This is a genomic window from Amycolatopsis sp. NPDC051758 (genome assembly GCF_044453095.1).
In the GTDB taxonomy this organism is placed as follows: Bacteria; Actinomycetota; Actinomycetes; order Mycobacteriales; family Pseudonocardiaceae; genus Amycolatopsis.
In genome coordinates, this window is record NZ_JBITCJ010000002.1 from 84,648 (window position 1) to 100,556 (window position 15,909).

The 15,909-nt window shown below is 71.7% G+C and carries 14 protein-coding genes; 11 read left to right on the top strand and 3 right to left on the bottom strand.

Features of this window, described 5'->3' with window-relative positions; translation table 11 throughout:
• Positions 1–287: 287 nt before the first annotated feature.
• The gene (locus ACIA5G_RS09720) at positions 288–2,501 is read right to left on the bottom strand and encodes a helix-turn-helix domain-containing protein (RefSeq protein WP_395922092.1); all 2,214 of its coding nucleotides are present in this window, start codon (positions 2,499–2,501) and stop codon (positions 288–290) included.
• Positions 2,502–2,616: 115 nt separating this feature from the next.
• Between ACIA5G_RS09720 and ACIA5G_RS09725 the strand changes: the two genes are divergently transcribed.
• Genes ACIA5G_RS09725 through ACIA5G_RS09755 form a run of 7 tightly spaced genes read left to right on the top strand, consistent with a single transcriptional unit; the run spans position 2,617 to position 9,203 of the window.
• Positions 2,617–3,579 (top strand): helix-turn-helix domain-containing protein, encoded by a 963-nt coding sequence (locus ACIA5G_RS09725; RefSeq protein WP_395922093.1) that lies wholly within the window; start codon positions 2,617–2,619, stop codon positions 3,577–3,579.
• A gap of 39 nt (positions 3,580–3,618) precedes the next feature.
• A complete protein-coding gene (locus ACIA5G_RS09730; RefSeq protein ID WP_395922094.1) occupies positions 3,619–4,377 on the top strand; it encodes a MoaF C-terminal domain-containing protein in 759 nt (252 codons plus the stop codon).
• Positions 4,378–4,388: 11 nt separating this feature from the next.
• Positions 4,389–4,787, top strand: a complete 399-nt coding sequence (locus tag ACIA5G_RS09735; protein ID WP_395922095.1) for a nuclear transport factor 2 family protein — start codon at positions 4,389–4,391, stop codon at positions 4,785–4,787.
• The gene (locus ACIA5G_RS09740) at positions 4,784–5,953 is read left to right on the top strand and encodes an ABC transporter substrate-binding protein (RefSeq protein WP_395922096.1); all 1,170 of its coding nucleotides are present in this window, start codon (positions 4,784–4,786) and stop codon (positions 5,951–5,953) included. Before ACIA5G_RS09735 ends, ACIA5G_RS09740 begins: the two co-directional genes overlap by 4 nt.
• Before the next feature lie 10 nt (positions 5,954–5,963).
• On the top strand, positions 5,964–6,824 hold the full coding sequence (locus ACIA5G_RS09745; RefSeq protein WP_395922097.1) for a branched-chain amino acid ABC transporter permease: 861 nt from the start codon (positions 5,964–5,966) through the stop codon (positions 6,822–6,824).
• The gene (locus tag ACIA5G_RS09750; protein WP_395922099.1) at positions 6,811–8,514 is read left to right on the top strand and encodes an ATP-binding cassette domain-containing protein; all 1,704 of its coding nucleotides are present in this window, start codon (positions 6,811–6,813) and stop codon (positions 8,512–8,514) included. The genes ACIA5G_RS09745 and ACIA5G_RS09750 overlap by 14 nt, the downstream gene beginning before the upstream one ends.
• A complete protein-coding gene (locus ACIA5G_RS09755) occupies positions 8,511–9,203 on the top strand; it encodes an ABC transporter ATP-binding protein (protein ID WP_395922101.1) in 693 nt (230 codons plus the stop codon). The genes ACIA5G_RS09750 and ACIA5G_RS09755 overlap by 4 nt, the downstream gene beginning before the upstream one ends.
• 4 nt (positions 9,204–9,207) lie before the next feature.
• On the opposite strand, the gene ACIA5G_RS09760 is transcribed toward ACIA5G_RS09755, so the two are convergent.
• Together ACIA5G_RS09760 and ACIA5G_RS09765 are read right to left on the bottom strand one after the other, a co-directional pair.
• Entirely contained in the window at positions 9,208–9,999 is a 792-nt protein-coding gene (locus tag ACIA5G_RS09760; protein ID WP_395922103.1) for an SDR family NAD(P)-dependent oxidoreductase, read from the bottom strand.
• Between the two features lie 12 nt (positions 10,000–10,011).
• Positions 10,012–10,710 (bottom strand): SDR family NAD(P)-dependent oxidoreductase, encoded by a 699-nt coding sequence (locus ACIA5G_RS09765; RefSeq protein ID WP_395922105.1) that lies wholly within the window; start codon positions 10,708–10,710, stop codon positions 10,012–10,014.
• A 113-nt stretch (positions 10,711–10,823) separates the two neighbouring features.
• On the opposite strand from ACIA5G_RS09765, the gene ACIA5G_RS09770 reads away from it, so the two are divergent.
• The 4 genes from ACIA5G_RS09770 to ACIA5G_RS09785 all read left to right on the top strand — a co-directional run bounded on the left by ACIA5G_RS09770 (position 10,824) and on the right by ACIA5G_RS09785 (position 15,909).
• The gene (locus ACIA5G_RS09770; RefSeq protein ID WP_395922106.1) at positions 10,824–11,603 is read left to right on the top strand and encodes a molybdenum cofactor biosynthesis F family protein; all 780 of its coding nucleotides are present in this window, start codon (positions 10,824–10,826) and stop codon (positions 11,601–11,603) included.
• A 4-nt stretch (positions 11,604–11,607) separates the two neighbouring features.
• Positions 11,608–13,212, top strand: a complete 1,605-nt coding sequence (locus tag ACIA5G_RS09775) for an amidohydrolase (RefSeq protein ID WP_395922107.1) — start codon at positions 11,608–11,610, stop codon at positions 13,210–13,212.
• A gap of 180 nt (positions 13,213–13,392) precedes the next feature.
• The gene (locus ACIA5G_RS09780; protein ID WP_395922108.1) at positions 13,393–14,622 is read left to right on the top strand and encodes a DUF222 domain-containing protein; all 1,230 of its coding nucleotides are present in this window, start codon (positions 13,393–13,395) and stop codon (positions 14,620–14,622) included.
• A 699-nt stretch (positions 14,623–15,321) separates the two neighbouring features.
• Complete coding sequence (locus ACIA5G_RS09785; protein ID WP_395922109.1) at positions 15,322–15,909, top strand: TetR/AcrR family transcriptional regulator; 588 nt, start codon at positions 15,322–15,324, stop codon at positions 15,907–15,909.

Genomic DNA, 15,909 nt, shown 5'->3' on the forward strand with positions numbered 1-15,909 from the left:
CGCTGTCGCGTCCGGCGGCCCGCCGCGAAGATCGGCGTGCCGCAGCTCCCGGACGAGAAAGGCACCGGTGACCACCGCCTGGAGGATGCTTCCCGCCGCGCTGCTCGCGGCCACCGTCCTGACCGGGGTGCCCACGCCGGCGACCGCGGCGGAACTCGCCCCGCGGCTGATCCTGGTGCAGCGGGTCCGCGACACGGTGGTCGTCACCTGCGCGGCGCACACCGGCAAGGTCACCTGCGGCGCCACCCACCGGCCGCGGCCCTACCTGACCGCCGGCTTCGCCGTCGTCACAACGCTTCCAGCTCCGCTCGGACCTCTGCCACGTGCGCCTCACCACCGAACTCCCGCAGCAGCTCCAGAGCGGCCGTGAGGACCTCCCGCGCCCGGTCGCGCTCGTCCCGGCCCAGGTGGGCGCGGCCCAGCTCGGCGAGCGTCAGCGCCTCGTACAGCCGGACCCCGGCTTCGCGCCAGAGCTCCACACTGCGGCTCAGCTCCGCAACCGCGGAGTCGTACCGGCCCTCCTCGCGGTGCACAACGCCGATCCGCATCCGGCCGTAGGCCATCCCCCGCAGGTCACCGGTGTCCTCACCGACCGCCACGGCTTCGGCGGCGTACGCCAGCTCGCGACCGCGGTCACCCTGGCGGCCGTACAGCAGACCGAGGTTGACCAGGTTCAGCGTCTCGACGTGCCGCAGGCCGAGCGACCGGTTGAGCGCCAGGCTGCGCTCGCCGAACTCGATGGCCGCCTCGACGTCGTCGCCGAGGCCGAACACGAAGCAGAGGTTGTTGAGCGCGCCGGCGAGCTGACGCTGGTCGCCGATCGCCTCCCAGTCCGCGAGGCTCCGCCGCAGGTGGGCGTGCGACCGCTGGAAGTCGGCCGCTTCGCCGCCGTGGGCGAGCTCGGCTTCGGCGACACCGAGATCGTTGCGCAGGGTCGCGGCCGCCACCGCGTCGACGCCGTCGACCAGCTCCAGCGCCACTTCGTCGACCTGGATCGCGTCACGCCACCGGGCCCGCGCCCGGTGGTACTCGTACAGGCCGAGCCCGACCGCGGCGATCGTTTCGGACGGCACGCCCGGGGTGGCCGCGGCCTGCCGCACCACGGTGACGAGGTGCGCCTGGTGCCGGTCGAGCCAGCCGAACACCTCTTCGGCGGACGCCGGTTCGGGAGCCGCCCAGCGCCCGGCCGCCCAGTCGTGGCGGTGCGAAGCCGCCGAGACCAGCGCCATGCTCTGCCACGCCACCGCCGCGCAGAGCTCGACGACCCGGGTGATCGCCGCGGCGCGTTCGCCCGCGGTCAGCCGCTCGGCGTGCTCCCGCGCGTAGAGCCGGAGCAGGTCGTGCAGCCGGTACCAGCCGGGCGCGGGTGTGGTCAGGAGGTGGCAGTCGGTGAGCCGCTCCAGCAATTCCTCGGTCTCGCGTTCCGGCGCGTCGAGCAGCCGGCTCGCGACCGCCACCGAGAGTTCCGGGACGTCGAGCAGGGACAGCAACGGGTACGCGCGGGCCGAAGCGGGGTCCAGCGCGCCGAAGGCAAGACCGAAGCTGGTCCGGACACCCGTTTCGTCAAGACGCCGTCGTTCGTCGTCGAGCCGGTGCGCGAGGTGCGCGACCGGCCAGTTCGGACGGGTGGCCAGCCGCGCGCCGGCCAGGTGCAGCGCCAGGGGCAGGTATCCGCACAGGCGTACCACCGCCCGCGCGGCGGCGGGCTCGGCGGCGACCCGCTCCGCGCCGATCTCCGCCGCCAGCAGGCGCAGCGCGTCCGGCTCGGGCAGCACGTCCAGCAGCACCTGGTGCGCCTGCGGCAGGTCCGGCAGCGCGGCGCGGCTGGTCACGATCGCCGCCGAGCCGCCGGCCCCGGGCAGCAGCGGCGCGACGTGCGCGGCGTCGCGCGCGTTGTCGAGCACCAGGAGCACGCGCTTCCCGGCGAGCAGCGTGCGGAAGCGCGCCGACGCGGCTTCGAGCGTCAACGGCGTCGGCGGCTCCCCGCCGAGCTCCCGGATCAGCCGGTCGAGCAGGTCGAGGGGGTCCGGCGGGTCGGCCGCGTGCCCGCGCAGGTCCAGGTGCAGCGATCCGCCGGGGAAGCGCCGGGCGAGGCGGTGACCCGCCTCCAGCGCCAGCGCGGTCTTGCCGATCCCGGCCATTCCGGCGATGGCGACCACGACGCCTTGGCGCGGTTCGGCGAAGAACCCGAGCAGGCGCTCCAGTTCGGCGTCCCGGCCGGTGAACACGGCAATGCCGCCGGGCAGCTCCCGCGGGACGACGCCCGCGCCCGCCGGGGTCCCGGGCCGGGCGGCCGCGGTGGTGAACGCGGACCGGTCGTCGCCGGTGAGGCCGAGGGCGTCGGAGAGCCGATCGAGGGTGTCGCGGTGCGGGAACCGCCGGTCACCGCGTTCGAGCGCGCCGACGGCTTGCGCGCTGAGCCCTGACTTTTCGGCCAGCGTTTCCTGGGTCAGCCCGGCCGCGCGCCGAAGCCGGCGCAGCCGTGTCCCGAAGGTTTCCATCCCCGCCCCTCCCGCCGGGAATCCTACTTCGGGGTGCTCACGAGCATTGTCGCGGAAGATCGTATCGCTTATCGTATACGACACTGCTCTCCTCTCGACGCTGCGAGGTGACCCCGTGTCCGCCCCCACCACCTTGATCGCCCGCGACTTCACCGACTTCCGCACCGCGGTTTCGCGGTCGTTCGTCCCGCTGCACGTCACCGCGGGCGGCGACGGCTTCCGCGGCCGGATCCGCTCGTCCGCCGCCGACGAGGTCCAGGTCTCCGAGGTGACCGCGTCCCCCCACGTCGTCGAGCGGACACCCGAGCTGATCGCGCGCGCCGAACGGCGCTACTACAAGCTGAGCCTGGTCCTCGCCGGCACCAGCCTGCTGGTGCAGGACGGCCGCCAAGCCGTGCTGCGCCCCGGCGACGTCGCCCTCTACGACACGCACCGGCCGTACTCGCTGGTGTTCGAAGAGGACTTCCGCACGCTCGTGGTGATGTTCCCGCAACGGCTGATCGACCTGCCCGCCGAGCTTGTCGGGCAGCTGACCGCGGTGCGCATGTCCGGCAAGGAGGGGGTCGGCAACGTCGTCGTGCCGTTCCTCGCCCAGCTCGGCGGGAACCTCGAGCAGCTGGCCGGCCCGGCGGGCGCCCGGCTGGCGCACAGCGCGATCGACCTGCTCGCCACGCTCGTCGCGACCGAGCTCGACCTGGCGCACTCCGGCGCCGACCCGCACCACGAGCTGATGCGCCGGATCCGCGCGCACATCGACGCGAACCTGCACTCCGCCGACCTCAACCCGGCGCGGATCGCCGCCGAGCACTTCATCTCCACCCGGCACCTGCACGGGCTGTTCCAGGAGCAGGGCACCACCGTCTCGGGCTGGATCCGCACGCGCCGGCTCGAGCACTGCCGCCGCGACCTGCTCGACCCGGTGTACGCCGGCCGCCCGGTCGCGGCCATCGCCGCGCGCTGGGGGTTCGTCGACGCCGCGCACTTCAGCCGGGTCTTCAAGAGCGCCTTCGGGCGCGCGCCGAGCGAGCTGCGCCGGGAGTTGACCGTCCGCGACGGGTTCTTGCCATCCAGCGCGTGACCACTCGCCGGGCGGGCGGCCCGACCCGACGATGGGGCCATGCCCGAAGCCCCCACCGACGGCTGGCGCACCTACGACGAGTTCGCCGCCGGGATCGCCACCTACCGCCTGCCGAACGCCGACCTCTCCGGTCATGAAGTCACGATCACCCTCGACGACGGTGAAGTCCTCGCGCTGAGTTTCAAGGACGCCGAACACGTCGTCTGCAACGGCGTCGAGGATCCGTACGACGCGGTCGCCGTGCGCGACGACGTCTTCTTCGTGAACCTGCCGTTCACCAGCGTCGACGGCGAAGCGCTGACCGTCGTCCACTCGACGGCGACGCACCGCGCGCTCGCCGTCCGTTCGGTGATCGGCGCCGAGGGTGTTCCCCGGGTCTCCCAGCGCTTTTCCGCCGGGGTCACCGACGGTGGAACGCCGTCCGGCGACGTGCCGGGGCCGTCGCGCGACCTGATCGGCAAGCGCAACGTCTACCGCTACAGCCTCGACCACCTCTACGAGCACGTCTACCTCTCCTCGGAGCGCTACGCCTGGCAGTGCCTGGAAGGCGTCCAGCGCGGCCACGGCGACATGGACCTGTCGACGGTGTGGAAGTTCCAGGACGGGCTTTACCTCTTCTGCTTCCGGGAGTTCCGGATCGCGGTGGCCAGCGTGTGGCTGCACGACCTCGGGTACGCCCTGCGCACCACCGGCGTGTTCCTCGGCCTCACCGGGGACGGCCGGTCGGAGCACTCGCGCGCCGGCGGGCACGTCTACCCGCTCGGCTCGGTCAGCTACCCCGACGCCCAGCCCGTCTGAAGGAGCATTTCGTGTCCAATGTGGACGTCATCCGCGCGCACTACGCCGCCAGCGACCGCGGCGACCTGCCGGGCATGCTGGCCCCGCTCGGCCCGCAGACGAAGTGGACGGAAGCCGCCGGATTCCCTTACGCGGGAACGTACACCGGCCCCGGTGAAGTCCGGGAGCACGTCTTCGAGGCGATCGGGCGGGACTGGGACGGCTACCGCTTCACCCTCGCCGACCTCCTCGACGCCGGTGACACCGTGGTCGGCGTCGGCACCTACACCGGGACCCACCGCCGCACCGGCCGGTCCTTCACCGCCCGGGTCGCGCACCTGTGGCGGTTCGGCGGCCAGAGCGTCGTCAGCTTCGAGCAGATCGTCGACTCCGCGCCCGTCGTGGCCGCCGCCACCCAGGAGAACTCATGAGAAAGATCCTTCCCACCTTGGCCGTGGTCACGCTGCTGGCGGCCGGCTGTGCCGGTTCCGGCGCGGGCGCGAACGGCCCGATCGTCGTCGGCTCGGTCAACGCGCTGAGCGGCGCGGCCACCTTTCCGGAGGCGTCGCAGGCGGCGAAAGCCGTGTTCGACGCGGCCAACGCCGCCGGCGGGGTCAACGGCCGGCAGCTCGAGTACAAGGCGATCGACGACAAGGGTGATCCGGCAGCCGCCGCGGCCGCCGCCCGCGAAGTGGTCGGCGGGGACGAGGCCGTCGCGCTCGTCGGGTCGTCCAGCCTCATCGAGTGCGAGATCAACGCGAAGTACTACGAGCAGCAGAAGATCCTGTCGGTGCAGGGCATCGGGGTCGACCCGGCGTGCTTCGCCAGCCCCAACATCGCGCCGGTCAACGTCGGGCCGTTCCACGACATGACGCTCAGCCTGCTCTACGGCTCGGAAGTGCTGAAGCTGACCGACATCTGCGCGCTGCTGGAGATCGCGGGCAACACACTGCCGGCGTACCGGGCGGCGATCGACGAGTGGACGAAGATCACCGGCAAGAAGCTGAAGTACGTCGACTCGACGGTCCCCTACGGCGGCTCGGACTACACCTCCTACATCGTCAAGGCGCGTTCCGCGGGCTGCAAGGCGATCACCGTCAACCCGGTGGAGCCCGACTCGATCGGCCAGCTCAAGGCCGCGCAGGCGCAGGGCTGGACCGACGTCACCTGGCTGCTGCTGACCAGCGTCTACAGCGAGAACTACGCCAAGGCGATCTCGAACGCCGGCGCGGGGGTGTACGTGCCCGCCGAGTTCTCCCCGTTCACCGACGCCGGCAGCCCGCAGACCAAGGACTGGCGCGACCTGATGACGAAGAACAAGATCCCGCTGACGTCGTTCAGCCAGGGCGGTTACCTGGCGGCGAAGTACTTCCTCGACGTCGTGCGCGGGATCAAGGGTGACATCACCCGCGAATCGGTGACGAAGGCGCTGCGCGAGATGAAGCCGGTCAGCGACCCGATGGCCGGGACGCCGTACGTCTTCGGGCCCGCCGCCACCCACCACGACAACACCGCGGGCTGGCCGATCAAGCTCGCCAGTGGCACGAACAGGTGGGAGCTGGCGGCGCAGGACTGGCTCCGGATCCCTCGCTCCTAGGAGGACGTTCATGCTGCAGGGCGCTCTGGCCGGTCTCGCCGCCGGCGGCCTCTACGCGGTGCTCGCGGTGTGCCTGACGCTGATGTCGCGCCTGGTGCGCGTGGTCAACTTCGCGCAGTCGGCCACCGGGATGTTCGGCTGTTACGTCGCCGTGTTCCTGTCCGTCCACCTGGGACTCTCCGAATGGGCGGCAACGCTCGCCGGCATCCTGGTCGGCGGCGCGCTGAGCGCGGTGCTGGGCTGGATCGTCTCCACCTGGCTCGCCGAGGCGGACACCGGGACGCGGTCGGCGGTGACCGTGGCGGTGCTCCTGCTGCTGATCTCGCTGGCGTTCATCCTGTTCGGGAACAAACCCCAGCCGTTCCACCCGCTGCTGGCCGGGCCGGCGTTCACCGTCGGCGGGGTGGTGGTCAGCCAGGTCACCGTGGTCACCGTCGCGCTGGCGATCGTGGTGGCGCTGGCCTGCCGCGCGGTGCTGGCTCGCACGACCCTCGGTGTCCGGTTGCGGGCGCTGTCGGAGCGCCCGACCACGGCGGAGCTGCTGGGCATCCCGGCCCGGCCCCTGTCGGTCGGCGTCTGGACGGCGACCGGGGTGATCGCGACCCTCGCGGTGTCGATCGTCGCGCCGTCGCAGTCGAACGACCCGACGTCGCTGGCGATGCTGGTGGTCCCGGCGGCCGCGGCCGCCCTGCTCGGCGGCTTCCGGCGGCTCGATCTCGCGGTCGCGGGCGGGCTGGTCCTGGGCATGGCACAGGGTGCCGTCGCCCAGTCCGACCGGCTGTCGGTGCTGCGGTACTTCCTCCCGTTCCTGGTCATCGTGGCGCTGCTGCTGTGGACGCAGCGCAAGGAGGTGTGGGATGCGGCTCGCTGAGCGGTTCGGGCTGCCGCTGCTCGTCGCGGTCGCCGCGGTGGCGGCCGGGTACGCCCTGAGCGTCGGGCTGGAGGGGTACTTCGTCTACCTCGGCGTCAGTGCCGTGGTCGCGGCCATCGCCCTGCTCGGGCTCGGCGTGGTGACCGGCACCGCCGGGATGATCTCCCTGTGCCAGCTGACGTTCGGCGCGGTCGGGGCGTTCGTCGTCTCGGCGTGCAACGTCGCCGGTGTGCCGGGCGGGTTCGTCGTCTGGCTGGTTCTCGGCGGCCTCGCCGCGGCGCTGGCCGGGGTCCTCGTCGGGCTGCCCGCGCTGCGGCTGCGCGGGATCACGCTCGCCGTGGTCACGCTCGGGCTCGCCGCGGCCGCCGACCTGACGCTGGTGCAGATCCAGTTCCCCGGGGCCACCGAGGGGCTTTCGGTCGAGCGGCCGGAGGCGTTCTCCGACGACCGGTCGTACTTCCTGTTCGCGGTGCTGGTGCTCGTCGTCTGCGGGCTGGTGGTGCACTTCCTGCGCCGCGGTCGCTGGGGCAGCAGCTGGCACCTGGTCGCCTTCTCCGAACGCGGCACCGCCGCGGTCGGCGCCGGCGTGCGGACGTCGAAGCTGACGGCGTTCGCGGTCAGCGCCGCGCTCGGCGGCATCAGCGGCGGCCTGCTCACCGGCCAGGTCGGGCTGGCGTTCCCGGCGAGCTTCACGTCGATCCAGTCGCTCGCGCTGTACGTGCTGGCGATCATGTCCGGCGCGCACCTGATCGACATGGCGGTGTTCGGCGCGCTGCTCTGGGTCGCCGTGCCGGAGCTGCTGAAACGCTGGGGTGTGCCGCAGGACTGGGGGTTCGTGATCTTCGGCGTGCTCGGCGTCCAGGCACTCGCCGGGCGCGGCAACCTCGGCACGGCCTGGCGGAACCTCTGGTACCGCCGCCGGTCCCGGACCACGGCCGGAGTCGGCCTCACCGACGTCGCCGACGTCGAACCGCTGCCACCCGGCGACCCCGTGCTGGAGGTGCGCGGCCTGAGCGTCTCCTTCGGACACGTGCGCGCGTTGTCCGACGTGGACATCCTGGTGCCGGAACACGGTGTGCTGGGGGTGATCGGGCCGAACGGCGCCGGGAAGTCCACTTTGGTCGATGTGATCAGCGGGTTCCTGCCGCGGGCCACCGGGACGGTGACGCTCGACGGCCGGCCGCTGACCGGCTCGCCGGCCCGCCGTGCCCGCGCCGGGCTGCGGCGGACGTTCCAGCAGGACCGCGTCCCGCCCGGGCTGACCGTCGGCGCGTACGTGCGGTTCGTCGCCCGCCGCCGGGTCACCGCCGCCGAGGTCGCCGACGCGCTGGAGTTCTTCGGCTGCCCGGCGGCGCGGACCCCGCTGTCGCGGGTGGACGCGGGCGCGCGGCGGCTGGTCGAGGTGGTCGGGCACCTGCTGGCCTGGCCGCGGGTGCTGCTGCTCGACGAACCGGCGGCCGGCCTGCCACACGAGGAGCACGTCGCGTTCGGCCGGCGGCTGCGTCAGGTGCCCGCGCGGTTCGGGGTGTCGGTGCTGCTCATCGAGCACGACCTCGACCTCGTGCGGTCGGTGTGCGACCGGCTGACGGTGCTCGACTTCGGGCAGGTGCTGGCGAGCGGGCCGCAGGCGGAAGTACTGGCCGACCCGGCGGTGCTGAAGGCGTACATGGGTGAAACGGAGCTGCTGTGAACGCGTTGCGGGTCGACGGGCTGACGGTGAAGCGCGGGGCGGGCCCGGTGATCCGGGACGTCGGGTTCACCTTGGAACCGGGCCGGATCACCGCACTGGTCGGGCCGAACGGCGCCGGCAAGACGAGCCTGCTGGAAGCGGTGTCGGGGGTCGTGGCGCCGTCGGCCGGCAGTGTCCACGTCGGCGGCGTCGACGTCACCCGGCACTCCCGGGTGGCGCGGGCTCGGCTCGGGCTGGCCCACATCGAGCAGGGCCGGGCGGTGTTCCCCGGGCTGACGGTCCTGGAGAACCTCCGCCTGACCGCCCGCACCCCGGCCCGGCTTGACGCCGTGCTTTCCCTTTTCCCCGAGCTGGACAAGCGCCGCGACTCCGCCGCGGCCCTGCTGTCGGGCGGTGAACAGCAGATGGTGGTGCTGGCACGGGCGTTCGCGGCGCGCCCGGCGTTCCTGCTCATCGACGAGATGTCCCTCGGCCTGGCGCCGGTGGTGTTCACGCGGTTGCTGCCGGTGGTGACGCGGTTCGCGGCCGAAGGCACGGCGATCCTGCTGGTGGAGCAGTTCACGCACCTGGCGCTCGGCGTGGCCCAGGAGGCCCTGGTCGTGTCGTCGGGCCGCGTCACCTACTCCGGCGACGCCCGGACCCTCCTGGACTCCCCCGCCACTCTGCACACCGCTTACCTGGGGTCGTGACCCCTCACATGCCGGCGCGTTCGAAGGCCAGCGTCGGCAGGTCCACGCAGTGGGCGCCACCGTCGGCGACCAGGACCGCACCCGTGATGTACGACGACTCGGCCGAGCCCAGGAACCGGACGATCGACGCGATCTCGGCGGGCTCGGCCGGCCGGCGCAGCGGGACCTCCGCCGTCACCCGGCGGTAGCCCTCGTCGTGGCCGCCGTCGAACCCGGCCGCCGCGGCGAACTGGTCCATCTCGCCGTCCGCCATCGGCGTGCGGACCCAGCCCGGGCAGACGGCGTTCGCCCGGACACCGCGTGGCCCGAAGTCGCGGGCGATCGAGCGGGTCAGGCCGATCAGCGCGTGCTTCGCCACCGTGTAGCCGGCCACGTTCGGCCCGGCGAACAGCCCGGCCAGCGACGACACCACCACGACCTGCCCGCCGGTCTCGACCAGCGAAGGCAGCGCGGCCCGGCAGAAGACGAACGCGCTCGACAGGTTCGACCGCAGCGCGAGCTCCCACTCGTCGTCGCCGGTGTCCACGACCGAGGACAGGCCGTGACCGCCGGCGTTGGCGACCACGACGTCGAGCCGTCCGTACCGCCCGACGATCTCGGCGACCGCGTTCTCGGCGTCCGCTCGCACACTCGCGTCGCAGGTGATGACGTGCGCGCCGGTCTCCGCGGCGACCTCGTCCAGGGGCTCGCGACGCCGTCCCAGCACGACGACCCGGGCTCCTTCGCTCGTGTAGCGGCGAGCGACCGCGGCACCGATGCCGGTGCCTCCGCCGGTGACGGCGACAACTGTGTCCACTGTGGATCCTTTCTAGGCGGGGAACGCCGAGCGCGCCGACATCCCGAAGTCGGCGAGCAGGGCTTGGCCGTTGACCGGCCGCGAAACCGGGGACGCGAGGAAGAGCACCTGCCGGGCGACGTCGTCGGCCGCCTGGACCGGGAACGCGGGGTCGTCGAGCACCTCGCCGAGGTCGGCGCGCGCCATCGGCGTGTCCACCACCGACGGGCAGACGCAGTTGACCCGCACCCCGGGCACCTCGACGGCCAGCGCCCGGGTCAGGGCGACCACCGCGCCCTTGGAGGCGCAGTAGGGCGCCATGCCCGGCGCGGCCGTGAACGCCGAGTCGCTGCCGAGCAGCACCACCGCGCCACCGTCGGCCAGCCACGGCAACGCGTGCTTGACCAGCAGGAACTGCCCGGTGACGTTGACCGCGAGCACCGCGGCGACTTCGGCGGCGGTCGTCTCGGCGAGGGGTTTGCCGACCGGGCCCGAGATCCCGGCGCAGCCGACGACGACGTCGAGGCCGCCGAACTCGCGGGCGATCGAGTCCACCGCCGCGGCGAACGCCGGTTCGTCGGTGACATCGGCCCGGACCACGTCGGTTCCGGGCTCCCGGTCGACAACGGCGACCCGGGCGCCTTCGGCGCGGAACGCCCGCGCGCAGGCGAGCCCGATGCCGGACGCCCCGCCGGTCACCAGCACCGCTTTCCCGGCAAGCTCGGTTCGCATGCGCCCATCCTCACCGCGTGCGCCCGCGCCGTGGTTGGCCGCGAGCGCACCGTTGTTGTCCGCGCCCGCACGGGCGGTTCCGCGCGGGGCGGCGCGCGCCGAGACTCGCCAGGGTGACGACGCTCTCCGACACCTCGACCTGGCTGCCCCTCGACGGGCTGGCCCCCGGCTTCGACGCGAACAAGGCCCCCGCGGTCGGCGACCTGCACGGCCGCGTGCTCGTCCTGCACGACGACGAAGGCGGCCCCGACCGCACCGCCCGGTTCACCGGCACGCGGGTCGCCTGGGACGGCGCCACCGACCGCTGCGAGACGTTCCTGGTCGACGACGGCCTCTACTACGTCCAGTTCCACCCGTCGGCTCGCCCACGCGAAGCCGTCTCGCTCTTCCTGGACCTGCGCGACGGCCGTGCGCTGGTCGTCACCACGACGATCGGCGACGCCGGCACCCCGCGCGTCACCCAGGAGTTCCGGCCCGCGACGATCGACGGCCACGAGGTGCGCGGCGAGCCGATGGCGCCGAGCACCGCCCTGATCGGCCGCCGGGTGCTGTGGGTGTACAGCCGCGAACACGCGTACGAGCACGTCTACCTCAGCCCGCACTGGTACACCTGGCAGTGCCTGGCCGGGCCCGAGCGCGGGCTGGCCGACACCGACGAGAACACCGTGTACCGGATCCGGCCCGGGATCCACGTCTTCACCTGGCGGGAGAAGGTCATCCCGTGCGCGTCGGTGACGATCGCCGACCACCGCGACGCCCGGGCGCTGCGCTCTCACGGCGTCCTCTTCGGACTCGACGGTGCCGAGCGGCCGACGCACTTCACCTTCGGCGCATACGGACGGCTGCTGAGCACCACGGTGCACCCGGCCGAGTTCGATCCGGCGGAGTCCTGAGCCCGTGGCCGCCGACCTGATCCTCACCAACGCCCTGGTGTACACAGTGGACACCGCACGGCCGTGGGCGTCGTCGCTGGCCGTCGCCGACGGGAAGATCCTCGCCCTCGAAGACGTGTCCCGCGGGCCGGCCACGGAGGTGCTGGACCTCGGCGGCGCATTTGTCATGCCAGGCCTGGTCGACGTGCACAACCACCACGCGATGGCCGGCCGAGCGGAGCTGTTCGAACTCACCTTCGGCGCCGACGCGGCGTTCGAAGACATCCTCGACGCCGTCCGCGCACGGGCTCGCTCACTAGGTCCGGACGAGTGGCTGACCGGCGGCGCCTGGGCGTCCACTTTGGTCGAGACGCTGTCGTCCGCCTCGGCCCGGCGGGCATTGGACGACGCCGCGGGCGGGCGGCCGGTGTCGCTCAGCGACGACAGCCGGCACAACCGCTGGGTGAGCAGCCGTGCCCTGGAACTGGCCGGAATCACCGCGACCACCTCGGACCCGCCCGGCGGGGTAATCGGCCGTGACGGCGGCGAGCCGAGCGGGCTGCTGCTGGAAGCCGCGGGTGTGCTCGTCGAACGGGTCATCGCGGGGTTGTCCCCGGAGCAGCACCGACGCGCGTCGCAACGGGCGATCGAAATCCTGCACGGCTTCGGCGTCACCGCGTTCCAGGACGCCGGGGTCTCCACCGACATCCTCGGCGCGCTGCGCTCGCTGGACGAGGCCGGGGAACTCTCCTCGTGGGTGGTGAGTTCACTGCTGATCAACGACCCGATCTTCGGCTTCGACCCGGTCGGCGCACCGCTGCTGGAGGTCGCCGGCCAGTATCGAACCGAGCACCACCGCCCGGACTTCGTCAAGATCTTCCTCGACGGCGTACCACCAACCCGCACGGCGGCGTTCCTCGAGCCGTACCTCCCCGACGACGACCACGGCGCCTGTCACCACGGCTCGACGACGATGCCGCCCGAGGAGCTCACCGGCTGGCTGCTCGAGGCAGCGTCCGCGGGGTTCTCGGCGAAGGTGCACTGCACCGGGGACGCGTCGGTGCGGCAGTTCCTGGACGCGGTGTCGCAGGTGCGGGCCGCGGGGTACGTGGACACTCGGTTCCAGGTCGCGCACGGCCAGTTCGTGCACCCGGACGACCTGCCGCGGTTCGCCGCGCTCGGGGTGGCTGCCGACATCTCGCCGTTCCTCTGGGTGCCGGGTGTCATTCCATCGGCGATCGCTGCTGTGTTGCCGGCTTCGCGCGCTTCGCGGATGCAGCCGAACCGGGCTTTGCTGGACAGTGGCGCTCTGGTTGCGGGCGGGTCGGACTGGCCGGTCAGTGAGTCGCCGAACGCTTGGGAGGGCATTGCGGGGTTGGTCAGCCGGCGGGATCCGCGTGGTCGGCGGTCCGGGGCGTTGTGGCCGGAGCAGGCGATCAGCCTGGCCGAGGCAATCGAGGTTTTCACGCTTGGTGGGGCTCGGGCTTGTGGTTTGGACGATGTCACCGGGGCTTTGACTCCGGGGCGGTCGGCGGATTTTGTGGTTCTTGACCGGGATCCTTTTCGGAGTCCTTCTGTGGGTGATACGCGTGTTGTCGAGACTTGGTTTGCTGGGCGGCGCGTGTTTTAAAGACGCTGCTTCTTTCTAGAGATGCGGCTTCGCCGGGGCGTGGGAAATCGGCGCTTGCTCGTGGTTGCTTGCTGCTCGGTGCGGGAGCGCCGATTCCCCACGCAACGGTGTCCCTGCCGGGCCACCGCTTCCACCTGATCGAGTGATGAACACTCGTTCGATCGTCGATAATCTTGGTGCGTGGACAGCGAAACGGTGTGGCAAGCAGATGCGGTGGCTCTGGCCGACCGTGTCTCCGCGCTGCTCACCGTCGCGCGGTCCGCCGAGGCTGAGATCGGTTCGCTGCTGGTGGAAATCGAGTCTCGCGGGGTTATGGAGCTGTTCGGGTACCGGTCTGTGGCGCGGTTGTTCGAGCATCTGGCTGATGTTCCCAAGGCGGCTGCCGAACGTGTGGTGAAACGAGCGCGGGCGGTCAATCCCGGGCGTGCTCTCGATGGTAGTCCGGTGCCTGCTGTTGCTCCCGCCACCGGCGTCGCTGCGTTGGATGGCCGGTTGAGCAACCCGATGATCGACACCATCGTCGAAGTCCTGACCCAGATTCCACCCGAACACCGCGACAACGCCGAACGGGATCTGCTGTCCTTCTCCTCCGACGCCGGGCACAAGCAGGTCGCCGCCCTGGGGGCGCGGATCGTCGCGCACCTCGACCCCGACGGTGCTGAACCCGACCTCACCGAGCCCGCCACCCCCAGCCGGGAACTGTCGCTGCGCCGGAAGAGATCCGGGGTGTGGGAGCTCAACGGTCGCTTCGACGATGAGACCGGCGCCCGCGCCAGCGCCCTGCTTGACTCGCTCGCCCAACGCCGCACCGCCGACGACGGTCCGGACTTCCGTTCCCCGCAGGAACGCTACGGCGACGCCTTCTCCGACGCCATCAACCTCGCCTTGAATACCCCGGACTTGCCGACGCAGGCTGGTGAACGAGCCCACGTCATGGTCGCGATCTCCCTGGAACACCTTCAGACCGGCATCGGCCAAGCCACCCTCGGCGACACCGGACGCATCTCCGCCGCCGAAGCCCGAATCCACGCCTGCGACTGCAAACTCATCCCCGCAGTCCTCGGCGACAAAAGCGAACCCCTCGACCTCGGCCGCTCACGCCGCTCGATCCCGACCAGCCTTCGCCGCGCCCTCTACCTACGCGACCGCGGCTGCGCCTTCCCCGGCTGCCACCGCCCACCCCGGCACTGCCAGGGTCACCACATCCGCCACTGGGCCGACGGCGGCCCCACGGATCTGGGCAACCTGGTGCTGATGTGCGCACACCACCACCGGCTCCTGCACCGCTCCGGATGGGAAGTCCGCATCGCTGCCGACGGCCTACCGGAGTTTCTGCCGCCAGTGTTCCTGGACAAACGCCGAAAACCTCGGCGCAACAACCTCCACCAACCGTTGCCGTTCGCGGCGTGAACAACCGAACACGGGAAAGGCCCGCAGCCAACCGGCTCCGGGCCTACACCCACGTCCCGAGCCACGAACCACCGCTTCACCCCACAGACGACGACTGCTCCACAGCCGCTAGCCGGCAGCGCCAGCCTGAACCTGGGCCCAGGAAGCCACATCGCCTCCGGCCTAAACTACCCATAAGGCCGCACCAGCTATCCACCGGCGCCCTCGGCTCTCCCGCCTCCGCTACCGGGCCTCCGCACCGGCCAGCCGCAGGTCAGCAGCACCAACACCGGCCTACACCCCCACAGGAACCACGATGCCTGCCGCCGGAACTCCGGCAAAGCTGCACTAGCTCATCCACCCCGCGGCCCGGCTCCCTCGCGTCACGGCCAGGCTCGGCACCAGCCGCAACTCAGCAGCACCGGCAACTCAGACTCCCCCACCTCACCGCGAGCACTAACAGCCGCGAGGTCAGCAGCGGCGGCAGCCGGAACCCGACAAAACCGCACCGTCCACCCACCGCAAACCGCCGCCTTTCGACCGCATCAGCAACCGCGAAACCGCCGCCACCTACCAGCCCACACCCCCCGCGACGCCACAGACCAAGCCCCCACCGCAAACCCCCTCCCCGCCACCGCCAGACACGCCCGGCACCCCGGGGGCTGTACTCGCCGGTAGTTTCTCCTACACTGGTAGAGAAACCAGTGCGGGAGGTTCCAGGTGCCCAAGATCATCGACCACGACCAGCGGCGCAGTGACATCGTTGACGTCACCTGGGACCTGATCGTGCGCGGCGGGATCGAAGCCGCGACGATGCGGGAGATCGCCGCTGCCGCCGGGTTTGCCAATGGGGCGCTCAAGCTGTACTTCCCCAGCAAGGAAGACATCATCGCGGCCACCTACGAGCGGGCGCTCGACATGATGCGCCAGTACGTCGAGCTTGATGGGCTGCGTGGGCTGACCGCCCTTCGTGAGCTCTGCGTGTCTTCCATGCCGATCGACCCCGAACGCATCACCGCCGGGCGGGTGCTGCTGATCTTCTGGCAGATGTCGCTGGCCAACCGGACGATGCACGACAAGTACCTCGAGCACGTCCGCGAGTGGCGCGGGCTGCTGCACCGCTTCCTGACCGAAGGCCGCGAAGACGGCGACATCGTCACCAAGACGCCGGACGAGCAGCTCGTCGACGAGATCGTGCTGCTCAACGCCGGGGCGAATGTCATGAGCCTGGTGGCGGGTGAGTTCTCCACGGTTGAACTCCAGCACCGTCACCTGGAGTCCTTCCTGGATCGGCTCACCCGCCCCTGA